The organism is Parabacteroides gordonii MS-1 = DSM 23371, from assembly GCF_000969825.1.
Classification (GTDB): Bacteria; Bacteroidota; Bacteroidia; order Bacteroidales; family Tannerellaceae; genus Parabacteroides; species Parabacteroides gordonii.
On record NZ_KQ033919.1, the window covers coordinates 2,639,007 to 2,662,746 of the forward strand.

The 23,740-nt window shown below is 45.7% G+C and carries 13 protein-coding genes; 7 read left to right on the forward strand and 6 right to left on the reverse strand.

Annotated elements, in window-relative coordinates; all coding sequences use genetic code 11:
• Positions 1 to 57 precede the first annotated feature (57 nt).
• Positions 58 to 978 (forward strand): SMP-30/gluconolactonase/LRE family protein, encoded by a 921-nt coding sequence (locus HMPREF1536_RS10090; protein ID WP_028730255.1) that lies wholly within the window; start codon positions 58 to 60, stop codon positions 976 to 978.
• Between the two features lie 108 nt (positions 979 to 1,086).
• Positions 1,087 to 3,267, forward strand: coding sequence for a ribonuclease R (rnr, locus tag HMPREF1536_RS10095; RefSeq protein WP_028730256.1), 2,181 nt, complete (start codon positions 1,087 to 1,089; stop codon positions 3,265 to 3,267).
• 90 nt (positions 3,268 to 3,357) lie between these two features.
• On the opposite strand, the gene HMPREF1536_RS10100 is transcribed toward rnr, so the two are convergent.
• The 5 genes from HMPREF1536_RS10100 to HMPREF1536_RS10120 form a co-directional block, all read right to left on the reverse strand.
• Complete coding sequence (locus HMPREF1536_RS10100; RefSeq protein ID WP_028730257.1) at positions 3,358 to 4,236, reverse strand: hypothetical protein; 879 nt, start codon at positions 4,234 to 4,236, stop codon at positions 3,358 to 3,360.
• Positions 4,237 to 4,357: 121 nt separating this feature from the next.
• Positions 4,358 to 4,570 carry an immunity 17 family protein gene (locus HMPREF1536_RS10105; protein ID WP_028730258.1) on the reverse strand — a complete coding sequence of 71 codons (213 nt, stop codon included), beginning with the start codon at positions 4,568 to 4,570 and terminating at the stop codon, positions 4,358 to 4,360.
• Between the two features lie 3 nt (positions 4,571 to 4,573).
• Positions 4,574 to 4,993: a tRNA (adenosine(37)-N6)-threonylcarbamoyltransferase complex ATPase subunit type 1 TsaE gene (gene tsaE / locus HMPREF1536_RS10110; protein WP_028730259.1), complete on the reverse strand. Its 420-nt coding sequence runs from the start codon at positions 4,991 to 4,993 to the stop codon at positions 4,574 to 4,576.
• Between the two features lie 76 nt (positions 4,994 to 5,069).
• Entirely contained in the window at positions 5,070 to 6,620 is a 1,551-nt protein-coding gene (gene porX / locus HMPREF1536_RS10115) for a T9SS response regulator signal transducer PorX (RefSeq protein ID WP_028730260.1), read from the reverse strand.
• Positions 6,621 to 6,820: 200 nt separating this feature from the next.
• On the reverse strand, positions 6,821 to 8,338 hold the full coding sequence (locus tag HMPREF1536_RS10120; RefSeq protein WP_028730261.1) for a potassium/proton antiporter: 1,518 nt from the start codon (positions 8,336 to 8,338) through the stop codon (positions 6,821 to 6,823).
• A 391-nt stretch (positions 8,339 to 8,729) separates the two neighbouring features.
• Here HMPREF1536_RS10120 and HMPREF1536_RS10125 point away from each other — a divergent pair, with 391 nt between their 5' ends.
• From HMPREF1536_RS10125 to HMPREF1536_RS10135, 3 genes are all read left to right on the forward strand, one after another.
• Positions 8,730 to 12,080, forward strand: a complete 3,351-nt coding sequence (locus HMPREF1536_RS10125; RefSeq protein WP_225607956.1) for a SusC/RagA family TonB-linked outer membrane protein — start codon at positions 8,730 to 8,732, stop codon at positions 12,078 to 12,080.
• Positions 12,081 to 12,104: 24 nt separating this feature from the next.
• A complete protein-coding gene (locus HMPREF1536_RS10130) occupies positions 12,105 to 13,781 on the forward strand; it encodes a SusD/RagB family nutrient-binding outer membrane lipoprotein (protein WP_028730263.1) in 1,677 nt (558 codons plus the stop codon).
• A 145-nt stretch (positions 13,782 to 13,926) separates the two neighbouring features.
• Complete coding sequence (locus tag HMPREF1536_RS10135; RefSeq protein WP_044193603.1) at positions 13,927 to 16,584, forward strand: transglutaminase-like domain-containing protein; 2,658 nt, start codon at positions 13,927 to 13,929, stop codon at positions 16,582 to 16,584.
• A gap of 83 nt (positions 16,585 to 16,667) precedes the next feature.
• Here the strand turns inward: HMPREF1536_RS10135 and HMPREF1536_RS10140 are convergent, their stop codons facing one another.
• A complete protein-coding gene (locus HMPREF1536_RS10140) occupies positions 16,668 to 17,543 on the reverse strand; it encodes an Rpn family recombination-promoting nuclease/putative transposase (protein ID WP_028730265.1) in 876 nt (291 codons plus the stop codon).
• A gap of 620 nt (positions 17,544 to 18,163) precedes the next feature.
• Here HMPREF1536_RS10140 and HMPREF1536_RS10145 point away from each other — a divergent pair.
• On the forward strand, positions 18,164 to 23,059 hold the full coding sequence (locus HMPREF1536_RS10145; RefSeq protein WP_028730266.1) for a DUF6383 domain-containing protein: 4,896 nt from the start codon (positions 18,164 to 18,166) through the stop codon (positions 23,057 to 23,059).
• Positions 23,060 to 23,372: 313 nt separating this feature from the next.
• Entirely contained in the window at positions 23,373 to 23,684 is a 312-nt protein-coding gene (locus HMPREF1536_RS10150) for a hypothetical protein (RefSeq protein ID WP_150115614.1), read from the forward strand.
• The last annotated feature ends 56 nt before the right edge of the window (positions 23,685 to 23,740 follow it).

Consider the following 23,740-nt stretch of genomic DNA (forward strand, 5'->3'; position numbering starts at 1 on the left):
CTTAATAACAGGCAGTGAAATTGATTATTTACCATGAAAAACTTAATAGGAATACTTATGTTGACAATACCTTTTATAACAGGCGGATGTTCGTCCGAGCCGAAAGTTCTCAATGCAAATTTAGCCTTTAAAGCAGAAGCGACAACCGGAGAAGGTTCTATCTGGCATCCGGATAGAAATACGTTATTCTGGGTTGATATCGAGGGCAAAACGTTATATGAGTATTATCCTGAAAAGCAGGATTGTAAAACCTGGGAGTTCGACCGCATGGTGTCTACCGTAGTGCCGGAAACGGATAGTACGGTTGTTGTCTCCCTTCAGGATGAGATCGTGCGGGTAAACCTGAACGACGGCGGTCTGTCATCCATCGCTCCGATACCCGACCACGAAGGAAAGGTTCGCTGTAACGACGGGAAATGCGATCCGGCCGGCCGTCTGTGGATCGGTACGATGGGATTCGGTGCTCCTAAAGGTGCCGGAACACTTTACACCGTACTTCCTGACGGAACCGTAACGACCAAGTTGGATGAAGTGACGATCTCCAACGGTATCGTGTGGTCTGCCAACAAGAAATACATGTATTATAATGATACGGCAACAGGAAGGATTGCCCGTTACCGTTATGATGAAAAGACGGCCGAGATCCTGTTCGACGGGGTGGCTGTTATGATGCGTCCGGGTACCGGTTCCCCCGACGGTATGACGATCGATAGCAACGATAACCTTTGGGTAGCCCAATGGGGAGGTTTCGGTGTTTATTGTTATAATCCCTATACGGGAGAATTGCTGGCAAAAGTAGAGGTGCCGGCTCCTCATGTCGCTTCCTGTGCATTCGGCGGCGAGGATATGAATACGCTCTACATAACAACGGCACGCGCCGGACTTTCTGACGAACAACTGGAAGAATACCCCCTTAGCGGCAGTCTTTTTGTTTGTGAGCCGGGAGTAAACGGCCCGGAGCCTTACTGCTTCAAATAATAACAGGGTAAGCGATATAATTTAGTCTGTTTGTAAACAGTATCTCGATTATAATTGTTTATTTTGTAGGGAGATGATACATCTCTCATTTAATTACGAAAGAAATATATGACGAAAAACAAATCCGGGAAAAAGGACAATAGAGAAAACAAACCGAAAAAGGGAAAAGGAAAGCGCATGAAGAAAGAAGCCATGCTGCATTCCGTAATGTCCGTTTTTCAGTCCTCTCCCAAGGAACCATTTAACTATAAACAGATAAGCAAGCTGATCGGCGTGGAAAGTCAGGTTCAGAAGCTCCAGGTAGTGGATCTTCTGTATGATCTGTCCGCCGAAAACTTTATTACGGAAATAGACCGCGGCCGTTATCGCTATAACGGCCTGGGAACAACAGCTATCGGTACATTCGGACGCCGCAGCAACGGAAAGAACTCGTTCATCCCCGAAGATGGCGGAACCCCTGTATTTGTGGCTGAGCGCAACTCCGGACATGCTATGGACGGTGATAAGGTAAAAGTACAGCTATTTGCCAAACGCAAAGGTGCAGAGCCGGAAGCCGAAGTGATCGAGGTGCTGGAAAGTAAGAACAAGAGCTTTGTCGGTAAACTGCAGGTAACGAAAGGTTTTGCCTTCCTGATTACAGAGAACAAGACATTGGCAAACGATATATTCATCCCGAAAGACAAACTGAAAGGTGGTAAGAACGGCGATAAAGCGATCGTCCGTATCGTGGAATGGCCGGAAGATGCCAAGAACCCGCTGGGTGAAGTGGTCGACATATTAGGTGTGGCCGGTCAGAATACCGCAGAAATGCATGCGATCCTGGCTGAGTTCGGTTTGCCGTATGTCTATCCTGAAAATGTGGAGAAAGCTGCGAATAAAATACCCGATACGATTACGGAAGAAGAGATCGCTAAACGTGAGGACTTCCGTAATGTGTTGACTTTCACTATCGACCCGAAAGATGCGAAAGACTTCGACGATGCTCTTTCCATCCGCCAACTGGATAATGCCAACTGGGAAGTGGGCGTACATATCGCCGACGTGACCCATTATGTAAAACCGGAAAGCCTGATCGACCGTGAAGCCGAAAGCCGTGCGACATCCGTCTACCTGGTGGATCGTACGATCCCGATGCTACCGGAACGGTTGTGCAACCAGATCTGTTCGCTGCGTCCGGATGAAGAAAAGTTAAGTTTCTCCGCCATCTTTGAACTGGACGAAGATGCCAATGTGAAGAAATCGCGTATCGTGCGTACGGTGATTAAGAGCGACCGCCGTTTCACTTACGAAGAAGCACAGCTGGTGATTGAAACAGGGGAAGGCGATTATAAAGACGAGATACTGAAACTGGATGCGCTGGCAAAGAAGCTGCGCGAGAAACGTTTCAAGAATGGGGCCGTCAACTTCGACCGCTTTGAAGTAAGGTTTGAGATCGATGAAACCGGAAAGCCTATCAGCACCTATATCAAGGAGTCGAAAGATGCCAATAAGCTGATTGAAGAGTTCATGCTGCTGGCAAACCGTACGGTCGCAGAATTTGTCGGCAAAGTGCCAAAAGGGAAAACGAAGAAGACGTTTGTCTATCGTATCCACGACTTGCCCGATCCAGACAAGTTGGAGAACTTCGCCGCCTTTATCCGTCGTTTCGGATATAAGATGAAGACGGAAGGTAGCAGTAAGATCGATATCTCACGCAACCTGAACCGTCTGCTGGATGAAGTACACGATAAGCCGGAAGAGAACCTGATCGAGACACTGGCTATCCGTTCGATGCAGAAAGCCCGTTATACGACAGAAAATATCGGCCACTATGGTCTGGCCTTTGAATATTATACACATTTCACCTCTCCCATCCGTCGTTATCCGGATATGATGGTGCACCGCCTGTTGGAGCGTTATCTGGATGGCGGCCGCAGCGTGGTAAAAGCGAAATATGAAGAAAAATGCGACCATTGTTCTACTATGGAGCAGGTGGCAGCCAATGCCGAACGTGCTTCTATCAAATACAAGCAGGTAGAATTTATGCAGGATAAACTGGGTATGGTGTTCGACGGTGTTATCTCCGGTGTTACCGAATGGGGATTATACGTCGAGTTGAACGAGAATAAGTGCGAAGGCCTTGTTCCTATCCGTGATCTGGGTGACGACTTCTACGATATGGACGAAGAAACCTACAGCCTGATCGGTCGTCGTAAGAAACGCCGTTTCCGTCTGGGTGATCCGGTTACCGTTAAGATAGCCAATGCCAACCTGGAACGTAAGCAGCTCGACTTTATGTTGATGGAATAAAGAAGATATTGCTGGATAAAATAAAAGAGACAACCTATCATTAATAATCAGTTGTCTCTTTTATTTTATAAGGAAAGTGATAAAGTCGTATTATTCTTCAGCAGGCTGGAGGTTTTCGCCGATAGTGTATCCTAATTCGTCATCACGTTTTTTATCCTGGAAAAGATATGAGTTTCCTTCTTCGGATTCGATATAGTAAAGGTTTGTATAGATAAAGTCCGGGTTGTCATGTTTTAATACTTTGGCAACATTGTCCGGGATAGGAGTATCCATGCTTAATTCATACACTGTCCTTCTCCAGAAACCTCTGTCCGTTGCTATTTCCCCATGAAAGAAAACATGTTTAATTGTATCATTGTGAAGGATGAAGTATTCATGCTCTCCGTCATTCATGTATCCTCTTATCTCTGCCCCTTTATATTTTTCGTGTATAAAATTAAAATGGTCTTCGGGCAGATTTACAAACCAGCGTGTATCGTTTGGAATACATCTAAGGGTTCTCAAGTAAAGTCCGTCGTCATTGATATAAATATAATGTTGCATGTTGTCGGATTTTTTCCAGGGATACGTGAAATGTAATGTGTAAAGGGGCCTTGTTATCCCTGCTCGTTCTGTTTTAAATATCTCAATGTCCTGTACGCCAATATATCCGGCTTGCAGGAAAGAAGTCTGAACTTCAATGGGGAGTTGTTGGATATCGCTGATCTCTGTATAGGTCATTTTCCAGCTATCATTGACATACGAGATCAATGCCTCATTTTGTTCCGGATCTTTAAATTTTATTTGGTCGATGCCATCCGAATAATTCATGAAAGAAGTGATCTCAGCAGATGGATATCTTTTGGAGAAGTCGCTTTTGATTGCTGCGGGAATCACATCTTCTATTGTTGAGTTCTCTTTATCACAGGCAGTAATACACATAAGTAGCATACATGCTACGATGTTGTGAAAATAGTTTATTCGCTTCATAAGCATTTTTATTTAGACAGGTAAATACAATAGCAATACTAGTAGGGTACAAAGGTAGGAAAAACAAGGAATAGAAATCCTTAGACAGACTTCTATTCCTTGTTTATGATGTGTTATTTTTTTACCAGTAAATCAAACCGAGTGTGCCGCAGCTAATTAGCGCTAATCCCAATAAAGCATAAAAGATGCGTGCCCCTTTTCTTCCGAATTTATTTACGAAGGTCGCTGCTCCGTTGGTCTCGAAATACCAGTCGAAGTTGAAGATCGCGGCGATCAGGGAGAAGGCTCCCAGCGCCATGAAAATGACTAATATGAAATAATCGGTCGGTTCCATCGGTTATTTTACTTCAACGGTTCGTGATCCGTCAGGGTTTTCGCTGATCGTTACGTTTACCACATCACCCGGCAACATCTCTTCAACTTTTTCCGGCCATTCGATGAAGCAAAGGGCACCGCTGTAGAAGTAATCTTCCGTGCCTATCTGTTCCGCTTCGCTGATCTTATTGATACGGTAGAAGTCGAAATGATAGATCAGTTCGCCGGTAGTTTCGCTACGGTATTCGTTGATAATGGCGAATGTCGGGCTGTTGATAACATCTTCTACACCCAGTTCTTCGCAGATAGCCTTTATGAAAGTAGTCTTTCCGGCTCCCATGCTACCGTAGAATGCAAAGACTGTACGATCATCCATACCGGCAATAAACTCTTTCGCTGCCTGACGGATGGTATCTAAATTCTCAATCTTGATAGTACTCATGATGTCTGTCGATAATGTTCTTTTATTATGCCGCAAAGGTATATTAAATTGTCGATTGTCAGCCGTCAACCGCCAACTATTTTGGGATCATGGTGATAAACGGCACCATCATTTCTTCCATTGAAATACCCCCGTGCTGGAATGTGTTCTTGTAGTAGGACACATAATAGTTGTAGTTGTTCGGATAGGCAAAGAAATCGTCGTTCATGGCGAAGATATATTTGCTGCTCAGGTTGGGCGAGGGGAGACCTATCTTTTCCGGATCGCGTATCTCGAATACCTCTTTCGGGTTGTAGTTGAGGTTCTTGCCTACCTTGTAACGCAGGTTCGTGTTGGTATTCCGGTCGCCTATCACCTTTATCGGATTATCTACACGGATTGTCCCATGGTCGGTAGTCACGATCACTTTATAACCTTTGTCGGAGATGCGGCGGAACAGTTCCAGGGTCGTGGAATGCTGGAACCAGGAACGGGTCAGGCTGCGGTAAGCCGCTTCGCTCTGTGCCAGCTCGCGGATCATCTTCATTTCCGTACGGGCATGCGACAACATATCCACAAAGTTCAGTACCACGACATTCAGCTGGTTATGCGTCAGGGATGAGATCATATTCAGCAACTTTTCGCCATATTGCGAGTCGTGTACCTTGTTGTAGGAGAACGTATATTTCTTGCGGAAACGGTCTATCTGTGTCTGGATCAACGGAGCCTCGTTGAGGTTCTTACCCTCTTCGCTTTCCTCGTCTACCCAAAGGTCGGGAAACATCTTTTCTATCTGCGAGGGCATCAAGCCTGAGAAGATGGAGTTGCGGGCATACTGCGTAGCGGTAGGCAGGATGCTGTAATACAACCCCTCGTCGAAGGTGAAGTATTCGGCCAACAGGTCTTTTACAACGCGCCACTGATCCAGGCGGAAGTTATCGATCAGGATAAAGAAAACCTTCTCCTCGTTGTCCAGCAACGGGAATACCTTTTTCTTGAAAAGATCCGGACTCATCAAAGGGCGTTCGGCCGGGTTCTGTATCCAGTTTACGTAATTCTTCTTTACAAACTTACCGAAAGCATTGTTAGCCTCTTCCTTCTGCATCCGGAGCATGTCGGACATCTGCGTCTGGCTGCTTTCCAGTTCCAGCTCCCAATAAACCAACTTCTTATATAGTTCCATCCAGTCGTCGGTAGTCAATGAGTCGTTGATCTGCATGCCGATACGGCCGAATTCCTGCTGGTAACCGACCGTAGTCGTTTCCGAGATAATCACATTCTTATGTACATTCTTCTTGATAGACAGAAGAAGCTGATTCGGGTTGACCGGCTTGATCAGGTAATCGGCAATCTTGTTGCCGATAGCCTGGTTCATGATGCTTTCTTCTTCGCTTTTGGTCACCATCACGACCGGTACGTTGGGGTTGATCTCTTTGATATGGGCCAGCGTTTCCAGACCAGTCAGACCGGGCATGTTCTCGTCGAGGAAAATAATATCGAACGATTGCTCCCTGCAACAGTCGATAGCATCCTGCCCACTGATTACCGGAACTACTTCATATCCTTTGTCCTGCAAAAACAAAATGTGAGGTTTCAGCAAATCGATCTCATCATCTGCCCAAAGTACTCTGTCTTTCTTTACTGCCATATTATTACCTTATTAGTTCTTACAAATTTAATCGGAATAGTTTACATAATAACGATGCGTTTTACTGTTTTGTATATTCTTCGCTGTTTTTTACGGTCTTTTATATCCGCCCGCAGGAGACAGAATCTGCATAGCGATAGCGGGAAAGCCTCTCTGCTTCCTCGCTATTACTGTTCTTTTGAAAAGGGATGTAGATGATGTTAATTCTTTTTCATCGTGTAGTCTGTGATGCCCAGCGCTTCATAAGCCTGGAGCAATGCCTCGTCGTTGTCGGAGATCATCAGCAGCTTGTCGCCTTCCATCAGAACCGTATTGCCTTTGGGGATGAAATAACGTTCGTCGCGCATCACCATAACGGCCAGTGTATGGTCGGGCAAGGTAAGTTCCATCAGCTTGTTACCGTGCGTAAGGACTTCCGGAGTGATATCGATCTCGCTCATGGCGCTTTTGATGCCTTCCGGGAGTTCGATGCCGAATACGTCTTTCCGTTCCGGTTCGTCGATCAGTCCGAGCCATTTGGCTGCCTGCGTCACGGTAGTTCCCTGGATAAGCAGGGAGAGGATGGTGATAAAGAATACCACATTGAATATCAGCCCGGCATGTTCAATTCCGGCAATCAGCGGATAAGTGGCGAAGATGATCGGGACGGCTCCGCGAAGGCCCACCCAGGAGATATATAACTTCCCTTTCGTTGTAAAATTCTTATAAGGGAGCAGACAAAGGAATACGCTGATCGGACGTGCAAAGAGGATCATGAAGATACCGACAGTGAGCCCGATCGGGGCAACCGGCAGCAATTCGTGGGGGTTGACAAGCAATCCCAGCGTAAGGAACATCACAATCTGCCATAACCAGGCAAAGCCGTCGAAGAAAGTACCGATACTTTTCTTATGTACGATCTTGGCATTTCCAACCACCAGCCCGGCAATATAAACAGCCAGATATCCATTCCCTTTGCACAGCGTAGTGGCGGCGAAGGTGAAGAAAGCGGTAGCCAGCAATAAGATCGGGTACAACGACTCATTATCTATATCGATCTTGTTGATGATCAGCACGGCCAGTTTACCCAGCAGGAAGCCGGCAATAGCACCTACCGATAACTGGATCACCAGCGAAAGAGCAGCATCGGCCAGGTTCATCCCGGCTGTCTGTATATAAGCGATCAGCAGCAAGGTAAGCATGTAGGCCATCGGGTCGTTACTACCACTTTCCAACTCCAGCGTGGGACGCAGCCGTTGCTTCAGGTATACCCCTTTACTACGGAGGATGGAAAAGACAGACGCAGAATCGGTAGACGACATAACAGCCGCCATCAACAGCGATTCGGGAAAGGTGAGGGTTTCGTAGCCCGTAACCAGTTTGGAGATGTAATAAATGAAGCCACCCGTGATAAACGTAGTGGCCAGCACCCCGACCGTTGCCAGGATAACCCCTTGCGATGCAATCGGCTTAACCTCGGATATCTTCGTATCCATACCGCCCGAAAACAGAATGATACTCAACGCCAACATACCGATGAACTGTGCGGCGTTCGGATTACTGAACTGAATACCCAGTCCGTCGCTACCAAATAACATACCGACTCCCAGGAATAGCAATAACGCGGGGAGTCCGAAACGATAACCTGCCTTACCGGCGAAAATACTGAAAAAAAGAATGACGGAAGCAATCAACAAGATTCCTTCCGCATTATGTAGAATCTCTAAGTCGTGGAACATAAGCGGAAACGGTTTTACTCTGTGATGTATAATATGATACAAAGTTCGCAAACTTATACCAAATAACGTGCATGATAAATAAAAATAATTGCTAACGTTAAAATAAAAAACAAGAATGGCAATATGTTGCTAAAATACTGGTTTTACGATTGATTACCCTTGGTCTGGCTGTCATGGTGTAAGGAAATGAAGCAATGTTGTAAAACATCGATAACCAATATTAACAAAAATAGATATTAATAATACATCTACAGATATATATTTGGTGCGGGAGAGATAAGTTATTCCAAATAAGGAAAAAGTAAATTCAAATATGGAAAAACAAAGTGACTTGATGTTGATTTCGCACTAGTATTAAACACACTACTATTACTATTACAAACTTCAAATTATGAACCAACAAATGTTTTGTTCAAAAAAGCAGAGTTATAACTCTGCTTTTAATGGCCAGCCATTAAAAGCATCATCCTTATGCTTATGTTTGGCTTTGACGGCAGGATTAGCATTTCCGCAGACGGTATTCGCCAAGGCCGGCACGGAAATGGCAGTAACCCAACAGCAGACTATTAAGGTTACCGGTCAGATTATCGATGCAACCGGTTTCGGGTTGCCGGGTGTTAATATTGCCGTGAAAGGTACTACCACCGGTACGATTTCTGATGTGGATGGAAATTACTCTATCGATGTACCGGCAAATGCCGAGTTGGTCTTTTCCTTTATGGGGTATCAATCCCAAACTATACAGGTAAAGGGACAGACTGTGATCAATCTTGAAATGAAAGAAGACTCGGAGCTTCTGGATGAAGTCGTTGTAACCGCTTTAGGTATGAGCCGCGAAAAGAAGGCGCTGGGTTATGCAATGACAGAAATCAAAGGGGATGAAATCGCCAAGGTGAACGTGGTGAACCCGATCAATGGTATACAGGGTAAAGTGGCCGGTGTACAGATCAATATGGGTAACTCCGGGCCGCAATCTTCTCAACGTATCCTGATCCGTGGTAACTCTTCTTTGGGCGGTAACAACCAGCCGATCTTTGTGGTCGACGGCGTTATCATCGACAACGAAGTAATGGATCCGGATAAGGTGAACAGCCAGACACAAGACTTCGGTAACGACCTGAAGAACCTGAATGCCGACGACTTCGAGTCGATGTCTGTCCTGAAAGGTGCCGCTGCAACCGCCTTGTACGGTTCGCGTGCCGCTAACGGTGTGGTTCTGATCACAACCAAGAAAGGTAAAAAAGGATCAGGTATAGGTGTCAGCCTGTCGCACTCTGAAACCTGGGATGTGGTGTATGCCACTCCGGACGTTCAGAACGAATTCGGTATGGGTACGCAGCCGGTATGGAGCCTGAATTCGGATGGAAGCGACAACCGTCATATCTCGACCGGCCGTAACTTCGGCCCGCGTTTTGATGGCCAGCCCTATTACGTGGATAATTATGAAGGAATCTTCCAGGCTTCCAAGAACAACATTAAAGACATGTACCAGACAGGGCGTTATATGAATACCAACGTCGCTGTATCGGGTGGTGATGAAAAAGGAGCTTTCCGTTTCTCTTACTCCAACCTTAAATCAAATGGTGTAACCTTCAACAACGACTTCTCAAGAAATAGCTTTAGCTTGAACGCTTCCCGCGACCTGAGCAAGTTCCTGAAAGCAGAAGGAGGATTTGCCTACATCCGCTCCAAAGCAATCAACCCGACTTACCAGGGTGGAGATAAATCACCGGTGTACGACTTTATGTTCAACGCTCCGCGTGAATATGACGTGAAATACTGGCTGAATAATTACAAGAGCGCTAAAGGCGACGGTTACAACGGGGAAGATCCGTTCGGCTACTCCAGCACGTTGTTCGATTATCTGGAGAACCGCTATTCGCAGGTGGAAGACAACTTCCGTGCCAACCTCGGACTGGATGTGAAGATCCTGGACTGGTTGACATTGAAGGTGAAAGGGGATATCTACAAGATATTCAAGACATATGAAGCAAAAGTCTTTGCAACAGGCCAAAGCAATTACGACGGATCGAAATATGAAATCAACGACGAACGTAAAGATCAGTATAAGGTGACCGGTATGTTGAGTGCCCATCATAGTTTCGAGGATTTCAATATCAGCGGATCAGTGGCTGCCGAGCAATGGGATACCCGTTCAGGTTACCACAAGACCAAATCTACAAACGGTCTGCGTATTCCCGGACAGTATGATATGACTAACTCGGTGGCTCCGGCTACGACAGAAGTACGTTATAAGACAAAGCGTAAACGCATCAACTCGGTCTATGCATTTGCCAATATGGACTATAAGAGTCAGATCTTCCTGGATATCACCGGCCGTAACGACTGGTCGTCTGCTTTGATCTATGCCGATGGAACAGGTACGACCTCTTATTTCTATCCTTCTGTCAGTGCTTCATGGATCATGACGGAAACGTTCCGCGACCGGCTGCCCGACTTCCTGTCATTCGCAAAGATCAGAGGTTCTTATGCCGTGGTAGGTAATGACTGTGATCCGTATCTGACAACAGCTACCGGTTATTATACATTCGACAATACGTATGTAAACCCGTTCGACAGCAAGGATTATCCTTACTACAAATACGACTCCGAGTATCTGCGGAATAATGCGTTGAAACCTGAAAAGCAGTATGCTCTCGAGTTCGGTCTCGAAGCCAAGTTCTTTAATAACCGCTTAGGCTTTGACCTTGCTTATTATAAGACGAATACAAAGAACCAGATCCTGGCACTCAGTATGCCTAAAGAAACAGGGGTAACCGCCCGCTGGATCAATGCCGGTAATATTCAGAACTCCGGTGTGGAACTGTTGATCAATGCCACTCCTATCGAGACAAAAGACTGGTTATGGGATCTGTCTCTTAACCTGACACACAACAGCAACAAGATCATCGAACTGGCTCCGGGCGTTGAACGCTACAAGCTGAAAGGCGGTGGTGGTGATACGGAAGCATGGGCTACGGTAGGTGGTGCTTATGGCGATATCTACACCAGCTATGCTTATACACGCAACGAGGCAGGTGAAAAGATCCTGAACCAGGACGGTTCATGGCGCCGCTCGGGTACCAGCGAAAAGATCGGTAGTATCCAGCCTAAGTTGCTGGGTGGTTTAAGCTCTTCCCTGACCTGGAAGAACCTTTCTTTCAACGTGGTGCTGGATGCCCGCTTCGGTGGTGATATCTTCTCCGGTTCTTACAACTATGGTATGTCTAACGGTATTCTGAAATCCTCTCTGTTCGGTCGTACGGAAGAATACGGCGGATTGCCCCGTACACTCGACGACGGACGTGTTATCAACGACGGTATGATCCCGGAAGGAGTGTTTGCCGAAGGAATCAACATCAACGGTACGGATGTTTCCGGTATGAGCTATCAGGAAGCCTACGAAAAGGGGTTGGTTAAGCCGTTGTCGGCCTACAAATATTATGCTAACCTGGCCGACTGGGGATCGGGTATCCGTGAGACAGGTATCCAGAAATGTTCCTGGATCGCTTTGCGTGAGCTGTCGCTGCGTTATTCATTACCGTCAAAATGGATCAGCAAGTTATACGTGCAGAACGTAAACGTAGGCCTTGTTTGCCGTAACGTCGGCTTCCTGTATAATAGCCTGCCGGATAACATCAACCCGGAAGGTCTGAGAAGTAACTACACTTCAGAATACTACGAAGCCGGTGGTTCTGCCCTGACCCGTAACTATGGTTTCAGTATCAACGTATCTTTCTAATGCCTTATTTAAACGAAGAAAATCATGAATAAATTAAAAATATGGGCCTATGCCCTTCCGGTTTTTTTAGGATCGCTTTGTTCCTGCAACAATGATTTCGTAAAAATCAATACCGATACCGGTACCGTATTGGAGGTAGATCCGGTAACAATGCTTTACCAGGCCGAGTCTAAATATAATACCTACCAGTCTATGTGGGACGACTCGTATGCCTGCAAACTGAGATGGATGCAATATTGTACAGGTATCTGGGGATACGGTACGACTAACTTTACATTCTTCAACTCCCGTATTGGCGAGACGTTATATACGGAATATAATGATGTAGGTTCCTATACCAAGCATATCGAATATCTTGTTTCGCAATTGCCGGCTGAGGAAGCGGCTAGATATCAGGACTTGATCGAAGTAGGCCGTATTATCCTGATCACAAAAGGCATCGCTACGACCGATATGCACGGATCACTGGTTTATTCCGAAGGATGGGGAATGCGTTCAGGACATGAAGACCTGATCGAACCGCATTTCCAGACACAGGAAGAGCTTTTCGATGTATGGAATAAGGAGCTGAAAGAAGCTGCTGCTACCATCAAAGCGAACCTGGGCGGTGACCAGATCTCTCTGCAAGGCTACGATGTTTGCTTTGATGGCGAAATGGAGAAATGGGTAAAGACGGCCAATGCAGTCCGTATGCGTATCGCTCTTCGTATATATAAACGGAATCCGGAAGAAGCGAAAGCCATCGTCAAAGAGGTATTGGCTTCAGCTGATATCCCGGCAAGTATCGACGATAGCTTTATCATGTATTTCGATAAGTTGTTCACCAGCGGTGGCGACTGGCATTCGGTAATCGACATGGATCGCGCTTCTGCTCCGTTCATGACTTATCTGAAGAAATATAACGACCCCAGAAAACGCTTGTTTTTCCAGATCAACAACCTGACTTCGGAAAATGTAGCGAAATATAATGCGGAGCAGACAGACCCGGATAAATATATCCCGGAAGATTTCACCCGTTGGGAAGGGGGTACGGTCAGCAACGATTTCAAGTCAACCGACAAACGTTACCTGGCCCGCTCTTTGAAATCGGACGGTACGGATATGCGTGCGGCCAACAAACCTCAGACCCGCCTTTGGAAAGGTATGCAGGATAACGGTAGCGGTGGCTCGTGGTTCCCGATCCTTACTTATGCCGACTTCTGCTTTATGGCATCCGAGTTCGTACTGGATGGTGTGAACAGCTCCAAGACGGCACAGGAATGGTATGAAGAAGGCGTACGTGCTTCTATCACGCAATGGAGCAAGATCGGTGACTATTGCAAGATCAATGACTACGAAGCGGTAACCGATGCAGAACTGGAAGCCTTTATGGCTCAGGACGGCATCAAGTGGAATCCTTCCATCGCAAAGGAACAGATCTATTGCCAGTCATTCGTCGAACACTTCAAGAACAACAATGAGACATGGGCTATGTGGCGCCGTACAGGTTATCCCAACCAGCAGTCTACCGTTATTACTTTCGATCCGGTTTTCATCGGCGGTATCCAGCAGGATGTACCGCGCAGAACGCGCTTCTCATACCCGGCTGTGGGTAGTCCTAACCATGACAACCTGGTTGAAAGAATCGAAACAATGGCTAAAGATCCTGAATTCGGTTTGATTACCGACGAGTTCGGCCGCCTGTGGTGGGATAAGAAATAAGTCTTGCCGGGAAACGTTTGAACAGTAATTACATAATTAAGGAAGAGGGTGTGGATATATTCCGTAAAAACATCCTCTTCCTTTTGTATAGACTTGTATCTTATCGTTTTATTCACTACTTTTGGCACACATACATAATCACTCTATGAACAAAAAACATCTATTCACATTGCTGTGCACCCTTCTTTTATGTGCAGCATGCAGCAAGCAGCAACACTTCATCTCTGACAATGCATTCAGAGCGGAAGTAGAGAAAGATTTCCAGGCCAAACAGGTTGCCCTGCCTGACGGAGATCTGTTCGCAGTTTTCAATCAGGAAATGACGCCGCAGGAGAAAGAGGCATTGACCTTCCTTTACGCCTACATGCCGATCGGTGACATTACCGATTATGACGGGAAACTCTATCTGGATAACATCCGCAGTTCTTTCAAGGCGAAACAGGAAATGCCCTGGGGCGACAGTATCCCTGAAGACATCTTCCGTCACTTCGTCCTGCCGATCCGCGTGAACAACGAGAACCTGGACGAAAGCCGTATGGTCTTCTTCGACGAACTGAAAGACCGTGTAAAAGGCCTGTCCTTGTACGATGCCGTGCTGGAAGTAAACCACTGGTGTCATGAGAAAGTAATCTATACCCCTTCCGATGCCCGTACCAGCTCGCCGCTGGCCTCTGTAAAGACAGCTTACGGACGTTGCGGTGAAGAGTCAACCTTTACGGTGGCCGCACTCCGCTCGGTAGGTATCCCCGCCCGCCAGGTATATACCCCGCGCTGGGCACACACCGACGACAACCATGCTTGGGTGGAAGCCTGGGTGAACGGCAAATGGATGTTCCTGGGCGCTTGCGAACCGGAACCGATCCTGAACCTGGGATGGTTTAACGGCCCCGCTTACCGTGGCATGCTGATGCACACCAAGGTATTCGGCAAATACAACGGCCCCGAAGAAGTCATGCTCGAAACAGACGGTTACACCGAGATCAATGTGATCGACAACTACGCACCGACAGGCAAAGCCATCGTAACGATAGTGGATGCCGACGGCAAGCCCGTTCCCGATGCCAGCGTTGAATTCAAGATATACAACTATGCCGAGTTCTATACCGTAGCCAATAAAAAGACCGACGCCGAAGGAAAGACCTTCCTGACAGCCGGTAAAGGCGATATGTTCGTCTGGGCTACCAAAGACGGCAAGTTCGGTTTCGACAAAGTATCTTTCGGTAAAGGCGATGTAACGATCAAGTTGGATAAGAAGCCGGGTGACGCCATCGAAGCAGTCGCTCTGGATGTTATCCCGCCGGTAGACGGTTCCATCCCTGCTGAAGTAACTCCCGAACAGAAGGAAACCAATGCGAAACGCCTGTTGGAAGAAGACGCTATCCGTAATAAATACGTAGCTACCTTCTATACCGAAGAGAAAGCGGAAGCCCTGGCAAAAGAGCTGGGTATCGACCCGTTGAAAACGTCCGACTTCCTGATCGGCAGCCGTGGCAACTGGATGGAGATCGAGAAGTTCCTGCGCGAAACTCCGTCCGACAAACGTCCGGTAGCAATGGCTTTGCTGGATGTGATCTCTGCGAAAGACCTTCGCGATACACCTGCTTCTGTACTGGCCGACCATCTGAACAATACGGAAGTGGTTAACTCGGATCAGTTCAACAGATATATCCTGAACCCGCGTGTAGCCAACGAATTCCTGTCTCCTTACCGCAGCTATTTCATTGCCAACATAGATCCGGAACTGGCCAAACAGGCTCAGGCAGATCCGATGGCACTGGTTGACTGGGTGAAGAAGAATATCACGATCAAGAACGAACTCAACTCGCAGCGTATCCCTGTTATGCCGATGGGCGTATTCAAATCGCGTGTGGCTGATACCGGATCGCGCGACATCTTCTTTATCGCTGTGGCACGTAGCCTGGGTATCCCTGCCCGTATCGAGCCGGTAGCACGCAAGGTACAGTTTATGAAAGACGGCCGGTGGATGGATGTAGACTTCGAAGCAGCCGTTCAGACTACAGCCAAGCAAGGTAAGGTTACAGCTACTTACGCTCCGATCAAGGCATTGCAGGATCCGAAATATTACAGCCATTTCACGATCGCCAAGATCCTTCCGGATGCTAAATTGCAGACGCTGAACTTCCGCAGTGCAAGTACCGATATGGGTGTAGGTACCACCTGGAGCAGCTTGTTGAAGAAACCGCAGGCTATCGACGAAGGCAACTATATGATGGTGACCGGAACCCGTATGGCAAACGGCAGCGTACTGGCCGAAGTATCGTTCTTCAACATAGAACCGGATAAGACAACCAATATCAAACTGGAGATGCGTGAGAACCTCGAAGAAGTGCAGGTGATCGGTAACTTCAACTCCGAGAATAAGTTCAAACGTGCCGATAACGGCGAAGAAACCAGTGTACTGGCAACAACCGGCCGTGGTTACTTCGTAGTGGCTATCCTCGGTGCCCGTCAGGAACCGACCAACCACGCTATGCGCGACATCGCCGCCGTGAAGAAAGACCTCGAAGCATGGGGACGCAGCATGGTGCTTCTTTTCCCGGATGAAAAGGGTTACAACAGCTTCGATCCGAAAGAGTTCGGCGACCTGCCCGGCACTATCACTTACGGTATCGATGCAGACAACCATATCCAGAAGGAGATCGCATCGGCCATGAAGCTGCAGAATGCAAGCCAGTTGCCGATCTTCATCATCGCCGACACTTTCAACCGCGTCGTATTCGTATCCCAGGGATACACGATCGGCCTGGGTGAACAGTTGATGAAGGTGATACATAAGCTGTAAGATCTGGCAAGAACAGAAACAAAATCAGCCGGGGTGTTATATCAAGATACCCCGGCTGATTTAATATATTATGCAGTCATAAATTACAATTCGTCAATCTCTTTCACCGACAATCCGGTACACTGAGCGATCGTTTCAATATTAATTCCCTGTTTTTTTAAGTTCGCAGCAATGAGACGTTGTTCTTCTGCCTTGCCTTTCTCCAGACCTTCCATTTTGCCTTTCTCTAATCCTTTCTTCAAACCCTTCTCTTCAGCTTCTTCTACAGCATATTCCAGCGTAGCACGCCAGTCGCGGTAAATCTTTAGATTCTCCTCATAGACGGCACGTTCGTGATCGGTCATTGCTTCTAATTTCGATACATCGAGCAGACGCTTGAAGGCATCATTTTTCTCCTTGAACGGAGACATATCAAATAAATTCATATTCTTCAATATAAAAATCGTGTTTTCAAGAGGCGTCTTACACTCCTCTTCACTTAAATTGAACAGGTCGAACGACAGATAGATCTGCTTCAACTTGACCTCGCCAAATGCTTTACCCGTTGCCTCGTTCGCCAAAACCACATCCGTGCGCCAACTATGAAACTCAGGCAGGCTGAAGTTCAACAGGTAGATACCATACACCGGAAGCAGGCTGTACTTCCAGTCATCACCGATCCTTCCCTGACGGGAGACCATTTTACAAAGATAATAGAATCCGCGGTTAAAGAAATAACGTTGCGGGCAATTCTGCATCTCCAAAATAAATTTACTTCCATCCACATCTTCGCAAAGGAGATCGAAGATCACCGTGCGCTGTTCTACTACTTCCGGTTGGATTTCTTTATCGAGATAAGTCAGGTCTTTCACCCGGTGCTCGCCTTCGAGGGCGGCATTGATAAAGTCGATGGCTACTTGCTTTACTCCGAATACGGTTTTAAAAGCGCTATCCAGCATGATATTAACGTACTTTTCCATATGTCAATGGTTTTAATGGTCTGTTACCCACTAGCGGGTAACGGGACAAAGATAGTTGTTTTTTATTTATATCAAAAGATGAAGCTGCTTTTTTCATGGCTTCAAAGAGAATGAGCATGTGAAGTTTAGAGACTCTTTCCCCACCAATAAGAAATATTGGGGAAAATCACTCCAAAAACCCCCTTTTTACAATCCCCGGCAAAAACCCGAAATAATGCCCATTGAAACACAGGCTATTATGAAACGCGCGCGGGTACATATTTATATAAATAGGGGTAGTCGAATACGGGGTATGAACTTTTGAATAATAAAGGATAGATGCCAAAAAAGGACTGACTAGATAAATCGTTCCTTTTTTTTAGTCATACAAAGGTATCGCTTAATTTTGAATGTGCAATCCTTTTAAGAATTATTTTATCTGATCTATGTGCTTTCTTATCAACCGGATAGCAAAATATGTATGAAATTGCTCCTTTTCTACACGAAAGCAAAAGGCCTCCGGAAGAATGACTAAAAAAAAGGAACGTTTTGGCTAGTCATTTAACAATAGGCAACACTAAGGCATCCTCTACGAATAGGCTTTTTAAGTAACACTATTATTAATATTAAATTAAAGAATTATGAACAAAAAGTTTTCTACGTTAGTAGCTGCACTGTTAGCTTCTGGTGGATTGTTCTACGCTGTAGATGCAATGATCCTGCCGGATGTGGATGGTGGAGCTAAGTATGTGATGGTTCAAACCAGAGCTGCTTCTCCTGCAGAGTATACTGTTAAAGGTGAGGCACTGTCTGCTGAACTGACTTTTGAAAATGCAAAGATCTGGAAAGGTAAAGCAAATCAATCGGCTACTAATCTGGTTACTGCTAACGGAAGTTATATCGGAAAGGCTGCAACAGGAGAAGTCGTATTGCTTCCTGCTTCTGGCGACGCAGCACCTGATGGCGCTGTTGCTTTTACATTTGAAGGTGAAAATCTTAAATCCGGTACTGATTTCCTTATTGTAAATACCACTACTGGTGCATTATCTTTGAAAGCGACTCCGGGGGCTGGTGAAGCTTTTGTTGGCGTATTTACTGCTGTAGGAACAGTGGCAAATACAGCAAGTACAACTGAGGCTTTTGCTTTGGGACAGAATGTGAAGGAAGCTGCTGAAATAGCTGTTAGTAGCCAGGTTGCTGCAGGGTATTCGGAGACTACTGCTGAAAAGCTTTCTTTGGGAACTACTATTTCTGATGGAACTTTTACAACTTCTGCTTTTACTGTTGATGCAAGTAATAAAGTAAGTTTCTCTACTCCCGATGGAAGAACACTTTACTTGAAACAGAATGATGCAACTCTTGAGTTTGTAGATAATGCTGATGATGCTTCTGCTATTAGCTTAAATGAATCCACTTATGAAGTAAAGATCGGTACGAAATTCTTGCAGGTTTCAGGTAGTGATATTGTTCTAGGAAGTTCGGCAAGCACAGGTAATAATATTTATGCTTATCCTAAAAGTGGAGGTAGCCAGAAACAGTCAATAACTGCTGGAGAGATCTATTTAGCAAAGGTTGCTGATGATAATAAAGGATCTATTGGCTCTGCGGATGCAGATCCTATTATCTTTACCCCCGAAGAATTAGCACAAGCAGAAGCCGCTAATATTACTAATCTTAGCTCAGTAGACGCTACTAGCCAGTGGACAGTAAAAGATGGCAAGATCGGTGCTTCTAAGAGCCTTTTGACAGGAAGTGCAGATGCTGATATGACATTAGCAGCAACAAGTGAAGTTACCTTCACTTTGTGTGCCGATGGTCGTTTGAAATCAGGAAGCAATTATTTAGCAATTGTAAGCAATAAGCTACAATTAAAAGCTGAAGGTGACGGTGTTAAATATGCATATCTGTATGCTGTTTCAACTAATACTGTATCAGGAACTCCTAAACTAGGCACAGGCGAAGCTCCGGCTGACGGAACTTACGTAATTGCTGAAAGAACAGAATCACAGGTAGCTCTGGCTAACGGTGCTCAGGTTCTTACCGCAGTAGAAAAAGCGGCAACTCCGGCTGATCCTGAAGCTGGTGGAAACTTGACGGTCGCTCCGGATGCTACTACTCCTGTATTGGTTAAGTTAGGTGAAAACTTACTGATCGTTGACGGTGGTAAAGTTAAGACAATTGCTGCTAGCGAATGGAGCCTGACAGATGGTGCTAAAGCCGCTGCTGCATCCTGGTTGGTAAACAATGGTAAATACGAATCAGTAGCATTGAAGAATGCCGGTGAAGCAAAAAGATTCCTGGATGTCGCTCCTGGTTTAAAATCTGCAGATCCTGCTGAAGCAACTGCTTTTGCTTTGACTGCTAACGGTGGTACGTTTGCTTATTATACGGATGCAACAAACACAACTACGACTATTAGTGGAACATTCAAATTTGGTTATACAAAGCAAGGTGCAAATGTATTCTTTACGAATACAGGTGCTAAAGCTGAAAATTATGCTGCTGCCGCCGCTACCAAATTGGCTGCTTCTTCCGTAATCGCTCAGGCTCCTGAAAACACAACTCACGAAGCTTATAGTTTGGTTAAGAATGACGGTAATTATTATCTGTTATCTGTTGATGGCGGACAGAACTACTTGTCTTGGAATGGTACTACTTTAGAGAAAAAGACTTCTGCAGAGGTGGTTAGTGCAGAGAATGCCGGTGCTGTTTCAGCTACAGATGATGCATTGAAGAATGTATTGTGGAAAGTAACAGAATCTACATTCGGTGGTGTTAAGCACTATACTTTATCGACTGTTGCAAGTACAACAGATAAGCCTTTAGTATTGGGAGGCGGTTCCGACTTTGAAAGCGTTGGCGGTTTGTCTTATAATACAAACTTAGCCGTACAGTTACAGCTGAATGGTGCAACATCAAAGACAATGGTTATCACTGATGCTACTAATGGTATTGCTCTTTCGCAGGCTGCCCAGGGTGAAACAGTTGCAACCTTCGGTTTGTATGCAGCTCCGGGTATGTTGCTGGATGGTAAATATCTGACTGAAAAGCTGGGTAACGGTTTTGATGTAACGATTGCTATCGACAAAGACTTCAAGAAGACTTCTATCGAAGCAAATCCGTTCACAGGTACTTTGACTCCGGTAAGATCTGTTGCAAAGACGAACAATAAAGTTGTTTCAACTGCTGCAAATGCAAATACGGATAAACGTTTCTACCTGCAGAATGCAGCCGGCGACTTCATCGTATTGGATACTGAATCTACATGGAGTGAATCTTCTGAAAGCTTGAATGGTGAAAACTCTAAGGATCGTGGTTACAAACTGGCTACTATCTCTAAAGAAGACTTCTGGGCAATGACCGTAGGAGAATCAGGTAGCGGTGATGCAGACATGAAAGCTCAGTATAAATATACCTTTGGTGTAAGTTATAGTGCCGGTGTTTATAAAGCATCCGATGCAAAAGCTCTGGCTATTAATGTGTACAATACTGGTGCAACTACTGAAAGCGATTTGTTCGGTAAACTGTATGTTGCTACTGTAGACGGCAAGAACATGCTGACAACATCCAACTCTATCGAAACAGACGGTAGCCGTGTAGAAAACTGGCCGTTCATCAAGTTCGGTGGTTCTAACCTGACAGACATCAAGACTTTGCTGAAAGGTAAGTTCGTTACTATCGTGAATGCAAATACTGCTGCTAAATACAACTCAAAAGGGTATGGTAAAGTATATGCAATCAATACAGAAAGTGAAGCCGGTTATGTGGATGCTTCTAAGGTTCTGTTGACTTCTCCGGAAGCTCAGTGGGCTGTAACGAAGAACAGTAGCAACCAGTTGGTATTCACCAACCGTGAAAATCCGTCAATCGCATTGGATGCTCAGACATTATATAATGTAGAAGCTGACAATGTATATGCTTTCGCAGGTTCTCAGGATACTGTTAAGATCGAATTCGTAAACAATGCAACTAAGTTCGACGGTTTCGCCAACATGGATGAAAATGCATTGAGAGACGAACAGTTCAAGATCGCTGCTTATCTGCCTGTAACAGAAAATGCTTATCTGACAGAAAACCATGCCGGCAAACACCAGATCGGTTTGGATAAGAATGCTGCCAATGCAGTTATCTGGTCTTTGACAAAAGAATATGCAGGACGCCCGGCCAAGAACGTTTCCAGAATCGATACCGTATATGTAGTAAGCACATTAGGTTATTACGATGGCAACGATTACAAATCGGATAAGAAAGATACATTGGCTATCCTTCCGTATATCGTGAAAAACGATGCTAACGGCGAATATGTAAGATATGGAGTTGACTCTAATATCAAGGATAACGATCTGATGAAGCATTATGTATGCAATCCGTTCAATGGTGAAAGTACATTGGATGAAGCAGGTGCTAAGGCTGCTGCCCAGCGTTTCGCTCTGAAGATGAAACCGAACGGTACTTACAACCTGGTTGAGATCGATCAGACTGATGATAAGATTGGTTCATATAAGACTAATACATTAGGCGATTTGAAGATGTATGCCGGAACCAGCGAAAACAATGGTATTACTAACCGTGCCGACATCTATGACCAGACAGAAAACGACCTGTTCGTTGTAGAAAAGATGGATGCTCCTGCATATCGTAAGATCGCTATGGGTGATACGATCCGTATCTACCGTGCTGAAAACGATGCACAGGTGGTATATGAAAAGGGTGAATTCCTGAGCATTGCAAATGCAGTTCAGTTCCCGAAAATCAATCCTGCTCTGTATGTCGACACCGCTTATGTAGATCGTGGCAACAACAACCGTTGGGAATATTTGTTGACAGTGGAAGCTGTTCGCAAGATTGTGAACGACGATTGCGGTATACCTTCTCACGAGAAGTTCCATGCCGATACTACTTACGGACGCTTCCTGGTTAACCTGATGGATTCTGCCAATGTATATGCCGAAACGCATATCCATGACAACAAGTACATCAACGAAGAAGATGGCGAAAGCTATGCTAAGCTGGGCTTCGTGAAAGGTTATCATACAAAAGATTCTTTGTTCGTAGAACGAGTAGCCGGTAAGTTCGATCGTCTGCCGATGGATAGAAAAGCAAACTCTCATAGCGTAGCTAAGTTTGCCTTCCGCATCGTAGATCAGGATACTAAATCATTCGTTATCGAAACAGGCCGTAAAGATTTCGGTTCAAGCGAATACGCTGAAAAGCCGGGTTATCTGAAATGGTTGAACGGTGTATTAGTTGTAGTAGATGACGTTAAGAAAGCCGACATCTTCAACTTGAATGCTGACGAAACTCGCATCCCGACAGCCAACGAAGGTATCAACGCAAGTGAAGTATCAGTAATTGCTAAAGAAGGTGCAGTTGTTATCAACGGCGCTCAGGGTAAGAAAGTTACTATCAGCAACGTTCTTGGTCAGACAATCGCTAACACAGTTCTTTCTTCCGGCAACGCTACCCTCTCTGCTCCTGCAGGTATCGTAGTAGTAGCCGTAGAAGGCGAAGCAGCTGTAAAGGCAATCGTAAAATAATAGAAACTATTTATAATCAATAAATTTAAATTTGACTGCGCGGTTGATGCCCTATACAAGAATCAACTAATTACCCCGTGAGGGCGAACAAGCAGTCGTATTAATACTAAAGTAATGAAATAAAGTTCTTCTGTTCGATCTCTGTGAAGAGCAAAAACAGACAAAAACAAAGCCCGGAGGATTCGTCTTCCGGGCTTTCGTCGTTAGAAATAATTCAAACATAAACATCCAACAAGATGAAAAAAAACAAACCTCTCATGCGGCCCCTTCTTCATTGGAAGCGCTGCACAGCGAAATCGAACGGCTGCGCCGGATGAAACAAACCGACGGCAGGCTGTCGCGTAGTAATGAACGGCTGTTGAAGCATTACAAACAACTCCTCAGGGAGTTGCTCGGTGCCGCAGTGATCTATCCCGAAGACCGACGTCGGGTGCCAACTACGGAACATGTGCGGATCGCATTCGATATGGGAAAGATAAACAGCTACCTGAAGGAGCGCAGCGGCGAAAAACATGACGGGAAGCTTCTCCATCTGATGCTCGACATCTTCGATTTCGATGTTTCCCCCAGAACCATCCTGCGATATTACTACATGTCGGAAGATGAGAAGAAAACAGGTAAATAAATTTTACCCCTCTCCGCTCTAAAAATGACCGGCTATGGAGGCTCTGTGTTGTCTCT